This is a genomic window from Paenibacillus tundrae (assembly GCF_036884255.1).
In the GTDB taxonomy this organism is placed as follows: domain Bacteria; phylum Bacillota; class Bacilli; order Paenibacillales; family Paenibacillaceae; genus Paenibacillus.
This window is the reverse complement of record NZ_CP145605.1, coordinates 2,882,602-2,897,878: the sequence shown is the minus strand read 5'-3', so window position 1 is coordinate 2,897,878 and position 15,277 is coordinate 2,882,602. Positions and strand designations below refer to the sequence as shown.

Here is a 15,277-nt window from a genome sequence, read left to right as displayed (position 1 = left end):
AGCAACTCATTATAGCATGAGCGTTTTCGTTAGCAAAGGTAATGAAGGATTATGCACTGAAGCTCTTCATGCGCTGCCTGATATTCTTCCCCGTGCCAGTGGTTATGTTAAGACTCCATTCATCTCAAGCGTACTTAATAGCTTCTGCAATCGATAAATTAACGCAGCGGCTTCTGCTCTGTTCAAATGCTGCAAGGGACGGAAGCTGCCATCTTCATATCCTGTTAATAAGTATAGTCCCGCGAGCTCTTTTACTTCCTCTGTCGCCCAATGGGATACATTGACTTGGTCTGTGAAGGCAATCAAGCCCGATTTCGGTTCTGCACTCGATTCTGAATTCAGGCTGCGAACTACATTGGCAATGATCTTGGATGCTTGTTCACGGGTCACAAGTGCATGGGGCGCAAATTTTCCGTTACCCATCCCGTGAACCATATCATGTCTGATTGCAGCTTCAATCTCCGGAGCAAACCAATCTTCTTCGTTAACATCCTGAAAAGCATGATCATAATCTGCTGACGTATCCAGCTTCAATAAACGAACAATGAGCGCTGTGAACTCTGCCCGTGTAATCGGACGCCGAGGTTCAAACCGTGTTTCACTCACACCTTGAATGATGTTTTGTTCAGCAAGCAATGTAATCTGTTCCTTATTGAATGTGTGGTCTATGTCTACAAACTTTAATTCCTTTTTGATAGGCAGTGGCGTTTGCTTGTCCTGTTCCTGATTGTTATCCTTGTCTGCTTCTATAACAACCGATGCTGAGTTATCCGACTTGTCAGATGAATTCCCGGAAGCACTTCCGTCACCTACGTTTGAAGATGGATACGGTAGTGTCGTGGCAGACGCGATCTGTCGCTCACTTTGCTCACCAGCCTCATTTTCAGTCCAGACGTGTACTTCATAATGCTGTCCACCAGTCAATCCCATCCAAGTATAGCTTCGCTCTTTCCCGCGATAAAGTTCCCGCCCGTTATACTCAACAACAATCGTCTCATTACGGGAATCCAAATTCCATCTAAGCAGAATATCACTTGTCCCGCGAGCTGCAGCTGAGACCGAAAATTTGTCTGAAGGTAGTGTATCGAATTCTGGCACACTGATCTGTGAACCGTCTCCGGCCTCATTATAAGGAATGATTGTAAAGCTGCTATAACGTTCAGCAGTATTCAGCCCTGACAGATGCACGGATGTTTCGGTTGTTGTTGTAAGAAGTTCATCATCGTGATAGATTCGGTATCCAGACGCACCGGGAATGATGTCCCATAGGACATCTGCACCATGCTGTGTACGATCCTGAACGATTGGCTGAGTTGTTGGATTTCCCGGCAACGTGACTGCATTCAGTTGATAGGCTGCTTCACTTATCCCAGATTCGTTCGATGTACGGATCGCATAGCTATAATTGGTTCCAGGCTCCAGACTCTGATCCTCATAAATTAACGTATCTGCAGCTACACGACTGATTTCTTCGCCATCCCTTTCAATGATGAACTGATCTGCTCCCACTACATGACTCTTATCAAACAAAAGTCGAATACTATCCTGTGTTGAACGATAACCAACTTCCGGTGGTGCATCCGGTTTCGTCAGTAGATCATATGATAGCTTCGCCGAAACATCGCCTTGCTCATTTTCCGTGTACAGTTCAACGGTATACTTCGTCCCAGCATCGAGTTGATCCAACACCAGCTCCTTCTGCTTGCCTCGATGAACCTCTATTCCATCTAACAACACCACAAATATTTCGTTCGAATACGGAAATTCCCACATCATACTTGCCTGTGTTGTCTCTGGACTCCATTTCATTTCAATGGATTCCACATGAGGCTTGGTATAAAACGGTGAAACGACAATTGGACTACCCTCACCAGTCGCATTATACGGAACAATCTGAACATCAGTATATGGTGCAGCACTCGTAAGATGTGTGAGTTTGAACTCCGTTATCTCACGATCATCTATTGTATTGATCACTTGATCTCCAATACGAATGATATACCCCTCTGCACCTTGCACCTTCTGCCAAGCTAGCACTGCCTCCGTTTCTCCAACCTCTTGTGAGAGCACAGGATCCAGCGTGGTAGCAGGTAGCGTTTGTACCCCTAAGTCAAAGCCGGATTCACTCTCCCCTGATGCATTGGAGGTTCTAATTGTATATGTGTATTTCTCTCCTGGCGTTAGACCATGATCTTCATACGAAGATGTGCCTGCCTGAACTCTCCCTACCTCGATACCATCACGCAAAATGATTAACTCTCTCGCTCCCTCCGTAGAGCTACCTGTTAGATCAAGAACTACCGATTCATCGGTAATGTCGGAGACCGATACCGTCTGGGGAGATAGGGGCTTGGTTAACACTTCAATCTGAACCCCTTCTGATCGTTGACCATCCTCATTCAATACGACAAGCTCTAGTGTATAACCTGTTCCACTCTCCAGATTGACGAGCTGAATCAATGATTCAGTCACCGTCTGCGTCTCACCTGTAACCTTGTTTCGAACTTCATACGCGGATGCTCCCTGCACTGGCTCCCACTTCAAACCCATCTCATGTGTTCCATTATTCGTCGTTATAGCCGTGGCAAGTATGGGTGCAGTTTGTGTTGTTACCATGTAGTTAAGTGGTTTCCCCTCACCGCTATTGTTAAATGCCCGAAGCGAATAGACATATCTAGTACCCGGAAATAAATCTGTATCCTGAAAAACAGTTGTACTAGATTCGATTCGTGCAATAACCTGCCCATCACGTTCAAGAATATATCCATCTGCTCCTCGTACACCTGATGTGGTCCAATCTAAATGCAACCCGGTTATATTCACATCGAATGTTTTTATTTCAAGCGGCTGTGCAGGTAAAGTCAGTATAGGCACGTTCACCACTTCGGAGCTAGTTCCTTGTCTATTCAGGGCTCTCAGGGTATAGCTATACTGCGTTCCTTCCAGTAACCCCGGTATGATTACCCGAGTATCGCGTCCACGATATATCTCTTGTCCCTCTCGTTCAATCACATATACGGATGCTCCCTTAACTGCCGACCAGATCACTTCCGCCTGATGTGCCTCAGGCTTAATGACAAGTTCGTCGGGCTGAGTAGGTTGGGATAGATGGATCAGCTGAGCGGACTCTCCCACGCCTGATTCATTGACTGCCTGCACTTCTAACACGTATTCCATCCCAGGAAGTAGATTTGCTGCCGCGTATTCAGGTTCAGAGGTTCTTCCCACCTCAGCACCATCAACACTCACAATGTAGTTGTTAGCCGTATCTACAACATCCCACTTCATAGCTATGCTCGTCTCATCTGTACGTGTAACTGAAAGTCCACCAGGTCTGCTTGGTAGAGTAAGCAGATCTCCCACGGCATCTGCACCATATCCAGCAGCATTTCCCGCCTCTACCTGATATGTATAGTGCTTGCTAGCTTGGAGGTGACGTAAGGTCAGACGTGTATCGGATATCTCGTAGCTCTGACCATCGATTGTCACTCGATATTTGGTCGCCCCAGATACAGCATTCCAGCTTACAACCGCACCTGTCTCCGTTAGTTGATCAGCACTTAAACCTGAAGGAACTTCAGGGCGTGTCATGCCCGTAACGAAAGTTGACACTCCCTGCCCACTAATATTTACTGCCTGCACTTGCAGTTCATATTCCGTTCCAGCAACAAGTCCTGTCACAGCCCATTCCTCTGTTCCAGAAGGAATTGTATCTTGCTTAACTCCATTCACTAAGATTGCATACTGATCGGCGCCTCTAACACCATCCCAACTCAAACGTAAACTAGTCGTTGTCGAATCACTAATTCTCAACGCTGTAACTGCGTCAGGTAACGTCATTAATGTGCGAGTTGTTGCTGCTGGCCCGAGTCCAGTTTCATTCTCAGCAACTAACTCGTAACTGTACGCTGTGCCGCTCTCTAACCCCTTATCTTCATACTCTGTCTCTATCCCTTCGTAGACGTTCATTCCTTCACGGGAGAGAAGGTAAGCTGTCGCAGAAAGCACATTGTCCCAAGATAGAGATATTTCATGCTCTCGAATCTGCACAGCGCTCAACTCGCCAGGTATCCCAGGTAAGGTAAGAAATCCTACCCTGCTACTCCGCCCAGCACCACTTCCATTACTAGCCGTCACCGAAATGGTATGCACTGTACCCGGGATGAGATTCGTTAGGTAAGAAACATGAGTTGGATCGGAAACGGACTCATCATATACGAGTTGACCTTCTAAGCTTTCAGCAGTAACCCGATACGCTGTTGCACCGTCCACAGGTTCGAAGTAAAGCTCTGCCATGTCTGGCTGGGACTCAACCTTGCGAATGTGTACAGATTGAGGGGCTGCTGGAAGCGTCAATACCTGTAACGATACTGTCTCACTTATGCCTGTATGATTTCGGGATACCACTTCATACTCATACGTATGACCACCACTTAGACCAGTATCGATCATGGTATGACTTGGATAATCCAACGTCCACGACTGACCTGTCGTTTTATTTAAAATATGGTACTGATAGCCGTCCGTGTACGAATCTCCCGTGGGTAAATCGATCATAAGTTCTGCTGACGTTTCGCCAACTTGTACCGCACGTACACGTCCAGGCTGCTCTGGTTTACGCTGAATCTGATACGGTGCTGATACGGTCTGATATGTATTTCCTGCATAATCCGTTGCTCTTACATGGATATACCAGACTCCTTCTGACGCTAACTGAACGGTTTGCTCATCTGATAGAGCCTCAATCCAGTCGTCTGGTGGAGTATCACTACCCGTTAGTTTATACAATCTTTTTGACTCATCAATGCCTGAATCCGCATCCTCAAACCGGATCGTCGTCGTGATATCATTGTCCGTCCATTGATGTCCGTTGGATGAGAATGTAACGGTTGGAGCAACCTGATCAATATACACCTCACGTGTGCTGACCTTACCGATATTACCAACGGCATCTATCGCTCGGGCTCTTAAGGTTGTCATTCCATTGGTACTTATGACACCCCGATCTCCAGCAATAAATGTCTCTCCATCAAGGCTATATTCATACGTTATGTCTTGTTTATCGATGCTTTCACCAAGTGTGAATTCTACAGGATCCTTGCTCCATCCGGTTTGTGCTAATGTAATTGTTGGTTCCGTCGGAGCAGTTTTATCTATACGAATAGTTGCATTTGCGACACGACTCACGTTACCAACTAGATCCAATGAACGTGCATAGATGGTCGTCTCTCCTTCATGAGAAACCATAACTTCGCCAACATAGTCGATCCATGGTCCATCTTCGTTTAAACGATATTGAGTCTTGATTAGCCCGCTTCCGTGATCTTCACCGCCAGTAATCACAATTGTAACGTCATGGTTCGTCCAGCCCTCATCACTCAAATCAATCTCGGGTTCATCCGGTCCGGTCTTGTCAATCCTCACATTAGATGATGATAGAGAGCTAATATTGGCAGCATGGTCTACACTACGCGCTTGAATCTCGGTAATACCTTCTATATCAATCGTAAAAGGTTCATCATAAGCAATCCATGCTCCTTCACTGCCTAATCTATACTCCGTGACGGCAATGCCACTTGCTTCATCTCTACCTTCCGTCAAAGTTACCGTTACCCCAGACTTCGTCCACCCTGGAGGATTTAATGAGATAACAGGAGGTGTTGGAGCAGTACGATCTACTCTTGCCCACACCGAGCTCTCCTGTCCGATATTACCGAATGTGTCAATGCTTCTTGATGTAATGACCGACTTTCCTTCAAAAGAAACGCTAAAAGGCTCGTCATAATCTCGCCAATCTTCTTCTAGACCAACCTTAACCTGCGTCTTCATAATACCGCTTAACGTGTCGCTTCCTGGCGTAATCGTGATCCGTACATCATCCTTAGTCCATGAAGAAGGATCTATAACAATCGTTGGAGCTGTTGGCCCTGTCGTATCCTTCATGATCTGACCAGCTGACTGAAAGGCTGTCTGAATGCCAGCACCGTTGACAGCGGCAACAACAACCTCATACTCACCATCAGCTAATCCGGTCAACGCAAGGTCTGCTCGCATGTTGGTCGTCTCTCCTGTTGCGAGTACTTGCCCACTTGATGTGCGAATTTCAGTTTTGTATTTCGTCCCAGCAGGATTACCATTGGCACTCCAACTCGCTGTAACGGAGTTTCCTGACTGGACTACACTTGCATCTACTGGAGTATTGGCATGTGTATATACATTAGATGGGCTTGAAAAGCCTGTATAGGTACCGCTTGAATTTTTGGCACGTACCGCGAAACTATAAATCGTGTTCGGTGTCAGTCCTGTGATCTGCCGACTATGTAGTGAACCTGTGTCGTAGCTCTGATTGGTTGTTAGATTCTTCAGTTCGTATGTTACTGATGAGTCATTCGCCTTTTTGTCCCAGCTTACTAATAGACTATTATTGTTGATCGAGTTAAACGTCGGTGTCCCGGGAACGACGAAACTCCGAACCGTAAAATGTACCGTTCCTGCCGAAGACACGCCTCCTTTGTCATCCATAACCCATACCTGCAACGTGTGTGTCCCATCGCTCAGTGTATTAGGCAAAGTATACGTTGTATTAAAACTCTGATTAGCTCCCGTAGCTCGGATCTGTGTCAAAGTATTCTCTTCTCCTCCGTCTATCGACCATTTGACCGTCAACAAATCTCCAACATCGGTATCTCGGGTTGTACCAACAATCTGAAGCTGTTCTCCCTTATAATACGTCTGACCCGTTGAAGGTGCAGTCAAGGCAAACGAAGGTGGGGCATTCTTGGGACCAATGCCTACAATGGTTGAAAATTTGCGTGAGCTTTGATTAGCTACTGCCTTACCATCCCACCAGAATTGTGCAGCTGTATCACTCGCCGTTACGGTTTGTCCTGAGACAAACGTCGAAGGGTGCTGACCTCCTGTAAGCCGGGCACTATCTGGACTACTGTATTGACCCATATAGATTCGATCTGCATCCACCACATTGTACGTATTGGCATAAAAGGCTGTGACCTGAACGCCTCCACTATAATTGCGCCAACCGTTCTCAATCACCTCAAACGGCGAAGCATCATTGCCATTCACCATCGTATCCCAATAAAACGTACCTCCGAGATTCATTGTCGAACCACTGCGATTAACGGCTTCCAGCTCAACTTTCATATAGCCCCCTTGCGAGGTTGCATTAACGATGGATACCCGCAAAATATACTCCACGTTATCCTTTTGCCTTGACATCTCGATTACATTATTCTGGACTCGATAATAGTTGAGCGGTAAGGATTTGAAGTTAATAGCTGTGCCATTATGGTCAATAATAGTGGATACATTGCCTGTATCTCCGCCATAAAAGACATTGGTATTAGGTAGCAATACAATTCTGTATTTGCCCTCACTATTCATCTCCACCTTCACTTTGGAGGATTGAACAGCCTTCATACTAGCGGTATCTGATACAACACTGATCGTCTCTACAGCTTCCGCCATCACAGCAGTTAGACCAATCTCATACATCAAGGCATGAGGAGATAATAAAGCAAATGCAAGCACGACTTTGGTAAGCTGTTCTGCTTGTTTCTTTACCCGTTTATTCAATTTAGCCAAGCTTCTGCTCTCCTTTGGATACACCAAAAAAAAGGAGGCACCCCAACAAAGGACTGAGTCCTCTGCTGGGGTGCCTCCCCTAAACAGTGTCATTTTTTCTTGATTATAACGATTCATTTAACGAATGTAAATACTTAATCGTTGGGTATTCAACTCATATATAACTAGAATCAGTTACAACGAATGTCGAAGAAACCACTTGTACAGATCAGGATTGTTGTACGTTTCAGTCCAAGCATCGTGGTCACTTTCAGGGTAAACCGTAAGTTTAACATCAGCGTTCAAAGCAAGAAGTGCATCCACAATGCCTTGTGATTCCGAGAGCGGTACCACGTCATCCTTGGCGCCATGAAAAGCCCAGATAGGCAATCCCTGTAATGCCTCCGCCTTAGCCGGATTACAACCTCCACAGATTGGTGCTACAGCCGCAAAAACGTCCGGAAAGTCCGCCGGAAGATGCCATGCACCATATCCTCCCATGCTTAAACCGGTGAGGTATACTCGCTTCGGATCGGCCGCATAATTGGCCAGCACGTATTCTACAATGCCTATAACAGCTTCTTTTTCATTTGCCCAAAATTCGTCCTCTGGACATTGAGGCGAGATAACGATAAAGGGGAAACCTTCATCCTTTTCTACAATGTGAGGAAGGCTGTGCAGCCGCAGCTTGTTCAGATCTGTTCCACGTTCACCGGAACCATGGAGAAATAAAATGACGGGCCAAAGCTCATTTGTCTCTGTAACAGAGTTGGGAACATGCAGTAAATAATCCATCGTTACAGTCTTCTTAATTTCTTTGATTAATCGATGGCTATTCTGGGTCATGTCTATCCCCCTTACACTTCGTTTCTGATCTTCAGTAACGCTTCATCCAGTACATCGACAACCTTGTCGCACCATGCATCGAACTCTGGATCTTCTGTTTGGAGCTCAGGATGGGCAAGAATATGCTCAATAGTATCTCTAATGCCTTGATCTGCGCGCGTGGTTGCTACGAACTCAGGAACCAACCTTTTCAGCTTGCTGTTATCAAAGACAACGGTATTCGCCTTATCGCCAAGCAATCCTCCTCGAAGATCCTGATCACTACAGGCAGCCAGAAACTCAGAGGATACATGTACGGCATGAAGCTTAACGCCCAGCGCATTCGCAATGATCTCATAAATTTGATTCCACGTGACGGATTCGTCTGACGTAATATGTACCGACTCTCCGATTGCATGGATGTTGCCCATCAGACCGATGAAGCCTTTAGCAAAATCGCGATTGTGCGTTATAGTCCATAATGACGTACCGTCCCCATGAATAATAACCGGCTTATTATCAAGCATACGCTTAAGCACCTGCCAGCTTCCTTGCGCACCATGTACACCCAAAGGTACGGATCGCTCGTTATAGGTGTGGCTTGGACGTACAATCGTTATTGGGAATCCGTGCTCCCGATATTGTTTCAATAGGTATTCCTCACAAGCAATCTTGTTGCGAGAATATTCCCAATACGGATTGGATAATGGTGTACCTTCCGTGATCCGATAATCTGCAAGCGGAGTCTGATATGCTGATGCGGAGCTAATAAATATAAATTGTTTTGTTTTATCTTTGAACAGACGATAATTTCGCTCCAACTGCGCGGGTACAAATGCAATAAAGTCTGCCACCACATCGAAATTCAGATCGACAATCAGCTCTGCTACTCTTGCTTCATCATTAATATCTGCTTGCAATACCTTCACTTCCGCAGGAAGGTTTGCATTACGATTCCCTCGATTGATGAGATATAGCTCCCATCCCTGCTCAGCAAGTTGAGTTGTAATCGCCGTACTGATTGTTCCTGTGCCTCCAATAAATAGCGCTTTCATATTTGCACCTCCAGATGGAATATATGACTCTACCATGATATCATGCATGCAAAAGAGGAGCAAAGCTCCGGGGTCTCCGAAACTTTGCTCCTTTTATTTAGGACGTGTGTGAAACTCACTGAAGTGCAACTTTTACCACCTTGTCGCCCCCTGCTGCGTCACTTTCCCTTGACGTGCCTCGGCACGCCTGCGGAAAACATCCTGGCCTGGAACGAAAATCCTGTTAAATCTGCGTCCTTCGGAGTTTTCAGACATGCCTTAGACAACTTTAATTTTCCCGTAAATCATATACATTCCGCAATTAATCTGGTATTCACCTGGTTTTAAATCAGGATCGACCGTGTAGTAATTATCTCCCTTTTGCATGTATAGATCCATGCCAAGATCACTAGATAGCAATGACTTAACATGTGTAACTTGCCGAGTAAGGATAAAATTAATTTTGGTCGGAACCCCTGCCTTTACTTCAATGACATCAGGACCAAAACCGTCGTTACTTACACTCACATCAATAACTTCAAATCCCTGCAGATCTTCTGCTGTCTCGACTTTAGCTGCATTAGCGGCTTTGGCGCTTTCCGAACCCGGGGACATATCTTTACCCATAAAATACACTAGAAACGAACCAAGTAAAACAACTACAGCAAGACCCAATGTTAACATTGGCCATGCTTTACGGATCCAACTATTCATATCAACGCTCCTCTTTCCATCATTCATAGCTCAAGCACACGTTCTAAGCATACCTGATTCATCTCAAAATTAAAATGACTCCAGTGGGCTATAGCCAGCTTCAATGCCGGAGCAGTCACACATTTCCAATCAAATTTTAAATTTACATATCAAAAAAAGCCTGATTTCTCAGGCTTCGTAAGAAAAACTCGTTTCATTTTAATAAAAATGACTATTTCATGAATATGAAGGCGAAGTTCGTTTTACTCTTAGCTTGTGCAATTCAGGTAAGGCAACGCCAAGTAACACCACAATAACCCCGAACCATTGCAACAAGCTAACGTGCTCATGAAGTACGATAGCTGAGAGCAGCACCGCAACCGGAAGTTCTACCGCACCTAGTATGCCTGCCATGTCCCCTCCAATATGCGGAACGCCAATGGCGAACAGTACTGGTGGGATAAAAGCTCCGAAGAATCCGAGCAATAAACCGAAGACGAGCAGCTGGCTCCAGATCAAGCCATTAAACAAGAACGTCGGTGGGAACAGGATGCATAGCAGAACCAAACCTCCAGTCACCATCCATGCGCTGCGAAATGCGGGATGCGCTGACGGAACTGCTTTTCCACTAAATAGAACAAATAAAGAGTAACTTACAGCTGCCATAAGTCCCAGCGCAATCCCTAGACCACTAAATTCAGCAAGTCCCTGTTCGAGGAAACCAGCAGCCAGCAATGTCCCCCCAAAGAGTATAACTAGTGTGAATAGGGTGACTTTATTCGGACGCTGCCGCTTGCTTACGGCCTGAATCAATACGCTAATCCATGTGAATTGAAACAATAGAATAATGGCAAGCGATGCTGGAATGTATCGCAGTGATTGATAATACACTAATCCGGTAATTACGGTCGGTGTGCCGGCCGCCATGAGCATTAAACGCTGTTTCCACGTTAATTTTTGAAAAACATGAGTCGATGCAGTGGATGATTTACCTGCTTTATTATGTTTGCGTTTCATGTTAAATCTTGTGTATAGTGCCAGCATCCACGAAAGAATGAATCCTGTAATCAGTTGCGTTCCCACAACCTCACCTAACTTATAGCCTTCACCATAAGCCAAGACCACGATCGTGGATAATATGCCGTAACTCATTGCTCCCGCAAGAACAGATACATAATATTTCATTGATGAACAAACCTCCTGATGTTCCAACAATATCGATTTCAATAGAATAAAGTCTCTTTACACTTGTCACTCGGGGACAGAACAATCTTGAATGACAACTGTTCTCTCCAGATTCCTAAGAATCCCTGCTTAGAAAGAAACATCCAAAATGCAAAAAATCCTAACTACGTGCAAGGAATACATGAATCCCTTGGCATCGTAGTTAGGAAGTATAGGCTTCCCGTAGAGACCCTCGCCCTGTGTACACTTTCGGCCTGCGAGGTTATACGAAATGAATATGCTTTTGTGATGTGTTCTTCTGTGACGACTTTTCATATATTACATGGGAGGTGAGATGGTGTCAACCCTGTTTCACAAATTTAGAAATGGAAACTGAAAGTTGTATAACCTCTTTCGCCTTACATACGTTATACATCCGTTGTATTCCATTCCAGCGTATGCTGTAAGCCTGCTTGTAGTCCACGCAGATCCAAACCATCCACCGCAAAGGCATCGCGAATTAATGGCGGAGCTACAAACTCATCGTATTTACCAAGGTATGGCGATTCATCCTCAGCAAGCAACGCAGATGCATCTTCAGCTGCACGACATTCACTCATAATTTCAGCTAACAATGTGCGTGCATCCACTTGACCAGAGACTACAAAATAATAAGGCTCCATAGGCACCACAGACCTTAACGCTAGCTTGGTTGATAGATTATGCTTCATAAGTCGCTCCAGTGTACGGAATGCTTTGCTACCCACCCATGGCAACACATAATGAGAATCGCCGCCTGCCGGTATAACGACTTGCTTCAGTAGTCCAGTCTCGCGAGCCAACCTACGCGCCCGCTCTAGTCGATTTACTGCCTGCGGTGACAGGTACGGATAGATGACTGAACTAGATAACACTTCTCTCATTTTCTGAATCACCATCGTATGAATATCGCCGCCTGCGCCGAGCCATAATGTATCCACTTTGCCTTTCGCAGACTTAACATATACCGACTTATGTTTGCGATCCACCTCTTCGACCTTCCACAGTTTCCCTGCAAGAGAGAAGCAGTAGCCTGGTGGCGGCACAGTCGTAATGGAGCCTATTTCTTCAGAGCCATTCAACACTTTATGCTCTTCATCATCCTTGAAGACGGCGTAGAAACGATAATTATTCACCGTTTTCTCACCCGTTAGTCCAATAATTAACGTCTGCTCTTCTGTCCACTGCAAATGATCGGTATCAATCAGATAATTTAAAAATACATCATACTGACTGCGGTTGATTTGGGCAAAAGGTGCAAGCGAGAGGACAGCATCTGCCAGCTCTCTTGGTTCGGCTTCCCCCATACTTTTGAGCATACTCATCGTTTGGTGGTAGAGTACCCCCATCGGCATTTTACGAGCCTCAAGTGGTTCAACCCACTTCGTCTTCACATATAATTCAATGACTGCAATCGCACGAAGTAACGTCCACGGCATACATGCAGGAAGCTCAGCATCCTCCGCCTCTTCCTCTGGGCACACGAATAACATCTCTGAAGCCATATCATCCCGGCGACCCGATCGTCCTAGTCGTTGAACAAAACTCGACGCACTGTAAGGCGCACCAAGCTGCACAACTCGCTCAAGTTCTCCAAGATCTATGCCGAGTTCCAGTGTTACGGTTGCAGCGGCTACCGCCGGTCCTGCTCCTGTGCGTAACGCAGCCTCTGTCTCTTCTCTTAGCATCGCTGAAATGCTGCCATGGTGTACGTGGAATACATCACGCTCCTGCCTTCTTGCTGCAACTCGCCGTAGCTCAAGAATGGTAACTTCCGCATCTGTCCGACTGTTGGTGAAGACTAAAGCCTTCTTCCGATGGGTACTCTCGTAAATAAAATCATAATACGCTTTACGGGCATTATGCAGATGTTCTGCCTGTTCTTCATCACGCGCATCCGGAAACGAGAAATGTTCAACCCGAAGACGCAATTTTCGACCACCGGGTGAAGACACAACATCTACACCCTGATCTGTTCCAGCGGCAAGCCAGGCAGTCGCTGCCTCATAATCGCTGAGAGTTGCGGACAAGCCAACACGGCGAGGCTTACACCCTGCCATACGTTCAATGCGAGCCAGCTCACTCAGTACCTGTATTCCCCGATCCGCTCCCATGAAGGCATGCACTTCATCAATAATGATATACCTCAGGTCATGAAACAGAGCTGGGATGGCATTCGGTCGATTCATCAACAGACCTTCAAGTGATTCCGGTGTAATCTGGAGTACACCCGACGGATTTCGCACCAAACGTGTTTTCTCCGCTTGAGCTACATCTCCATGCCAATGCCACACTGGAATATGACCTTCAGACAACAAATCCTTCAACCGCTCAAATTGATCATTAATCAAGGCTTTCAGAGGCCCAATATACAAAATCCCAACCGATTTGGATGGACGTTCATACAATTCGGTTAACGCAGGAAAAAAAGCTGCTTCCGTCTTGCCAGAGGCTGTGCCCGCCGCAATCAACATATGATGCGGAGTATGAAAGCAAATATTGCACGCTTCGATCTGGGCTGGACGAAGAGACTCCCATCTTTTTTTATATATAAATTCCTGTACAAACGGCGCTAAGCGATAAAAGGGGTTCGTTTCACTCATAACTCAAATTCCGCGAGAAAGTCATCCAGCTCATCCGTAGATGATGAACCGCCTGCTTTACCCGCTCCTTCGGGTTTAACAGCTCGCTCTCCAAGCAATTGAGTGTACGTCACTTCCGGATTCTGATGCAGCGTGTGCAACACATCCATAAAATCTCTCACCACTTCACGGGTCGTGAGCATCTCATCGGCACCAAGTCGGTTAACTGCCATTTGCATAAAATCAACTAATTCTTCATCGCGCAAACTTGCAGTATATCCAAAATGTAAGGCATGAATCTGGCGAAGCTTCTGTAGCAGAATTAGAATTTCTTCATGAGATAACATGGATAGCTTCAAAATAGGCCCTGTATAATTCGCATAATCTCTTGCTGCATACCGGCCGTCAATGAGTCTGGAGCGAAGCGCCTCATAACTAAATAACCCTCTACGTTCATCCTCCACAAACTGTGGAGTTCCTCCTACAAAAATGCCCAGATGCTCGGCCTTACCTTGCATCGTATCATTAAACATCGTGAGCAGCTTCTCATAGTTACTCTGACGCGATACGCTATTTGTAATTTTGTACAGATTAACTGCCTCATCGATAAACAGCAGCAAACCTTTATATCCGATCTTGGCAATAAATTCAGACCATAATTTGAAGTAGTCATACCAGTTATCATCGTCAATGATCACTCCAACAGACAGTTCTTTCTTAGCTTCTGTCTTGGTTGCATACTCCCCTCTTAACCAGCGCAGAGCTGCTTGCTTCTGGTCATCGTCACCGAGCTTATAGCCGTTCCAGTACGAAGCCAACACTTTAGCAAAATCAAATCCATGAACCAGATTCTGCATCTCATTCGTTACGGCATAGATCTGCTGTTCTACTTGCAAGGCAAGTGCTGGATCGTCTGGTCTTAATCCGTTATTTTGCATCGTTTGTTGTTGTAATGCTGCAATCCATTTCTGTAAAATTGGCTCCAATGCGCCGCCATCCGGTCGTGTACGCGTAGACAGACGGGTCATCAGCTCACGATATGTAGCCAATCCTTGACCTTTGGTTCCCACAAGTCTTCGCTCAGGGGACAGGTCGCCGTCTGCCACGACAAACTCACGATCCATCGCATAATTGCGAATCATTTGCAGAAGAAAACTTTTGCCACTACCATATCGACCTGTAATCAGTTTAAAAGCAGCTCCGCCTTCTGCGATATTATCCATATCTCGCAAAATAGCCTCTACTTCAGGCTTCCGCCCAACCGCAATCTGCTCCAATCCAATCCGCGGCACAACACCAGCCGTTAAAGAATTGACAAGAGCAGTTGTGATTCGTTTCGGTATTTTAAGTTCTGTCATA

General features: G+C 45.8%; 7 protein-coding genes and 1 riboswitch. All 7 genes read right to left on the bottom strand.

Annotated elements, in window-relative coordinates; all coding sequences use genetic code 11:
* Positions 1-102 precede the first annotated feature (102 nt).
* Complete coding sequence (locus V6W81_RS13075; RefSeq protein WP_338543608.1) at positions 103-7,602, bottom strand: fibronectin type III domain-containing protein; 7,500 nt, start codon at positions 7,600-7,602, stop codon at positions 103-105.
* 174 nt (positions 7,603-7,776) lie between these two features.
* Complete coding sequence (locus V6W81_RS13070) at positions 7,777-8,427, bottom strand: prolyl oligopeptidase family serine peptidase (protein WP_338543607.1); 651 nt, start codon at positions 8,425-8,427, stop codon at positions 7,777-7,779.
* A gap of 11 nt (positions 8,428-8,438) precedes the next feature.
* Positions 8,439-9,461 carry an SDR family oxidoreductase gene (locus V6W81_RS13065; protein WP_338543606.1) on the bottom strand — a complete coding sequence of 341 codons (1,023 nt, stop codon included), beginning with the start codon at positions 9,459-9,461 and terminating at the stop codon, positions 8,439-8,441.
* 258 nt (positions 9,462-9,719) lie between these two features.
* The gene (locus V6W81_RS13060; RefSeq protein WP_186380952.1) at positions 9,720-10,154 is read right to left on the bottom strand and encodes a cupredoxin domain-containing protein; all 435 of its coding nucleotides are present in this window, start codon (positions 10,152-10,154) and stop codon (positions 9,720-9,722) included.
* Positions 10,155-10,370: 216 nt separating this feature from the next.
* Complete coding sequence (locus tag V6W81_RS13055; protein ID WP_338543604.1) at positions 10,371-11,318, bottom strand: EamA family transporter; 948 nt, start codon at positions 11,316-11,318, stop codon at positions 10,371-10,373.
* A gap of 179 nt (positions 11,319-11,497) precedes the next feature.
* A riboswitch (purine riboswitch) is annotated at positions 11,498-11,608 on the bottom strand.
* Between the two features lie 117 nt (positions 11,609-11,725).
* Complete coding sequence (locus tag V6W81_RS13050; protein WP_338543602.1) at positions 11,726-13,939, bottom strand: DEAD/DEAH box helicase; 2,214 nt, start codon at positions 13,937-13,939, stop codon at positions 11,726-11,728.
* Positions 13,936-15,276, bottom strand: a complete 1,341-nt coding sequence (locus V6W81_RS13045) for an ATP-binding protein (RefSeq protein WP_338543601.1) — start codon at positions 15,274-15,276, stop codon at positions 13,936-13,938. The genes V6W81_RS13050 and V6W81_RS13045 overlap by 4 nt, the downstream gene beginning before the upstream one ends.
* Position 15,277 lies beyond the last annotated feature (1 nt).

Bases quoted from the DNA above. Each gene is read 5' to 3' on its own strand.
- V6W81_RS13070 (WP_338543607.1), bottom strand. From the start codon at position 8,427: ATGACCCAGAATAGCCATCGATTAATCAAAGAAATTAAGAAGACTGTA.
- V6W81_RS13065 (WP_338543606.1), bottom strand. From the start codon at position 9,461: ATGAAAGCGCTATTTATTGGAGGCACAGGAACAATCAGTACGGCGATT.
- V6W81_RS13060 (WP_186380952.1), bottom strand. From the start codon at position 10,154: ATGAATAGTTGGATCCGTAAAGCATGGCCAATGTTAACATTGGGTCTT.
- V6W81_RS13055 (WP_338543604.1), bottom strand. From the start codon at position 11,318: ATGAAATATTATGTATCTGTTCTTGCGGGAGCAATGAGTTACGGCATA.
- V6W81_RS13050 (WP_338543602.1), bottom strand. From the start codon at position 13,939: ATGAGTGAAACGAACCCCTTTTATCGCTTAGCGCCGTTTGTACAGGAA.
- V6W81_RS13045 (WP_338543601.1), bottom strand. From the start codon at position 15,276: ATGACAGAACTTAAAATACCGAAACGAATCACAACTGCTCTTGTCAAT.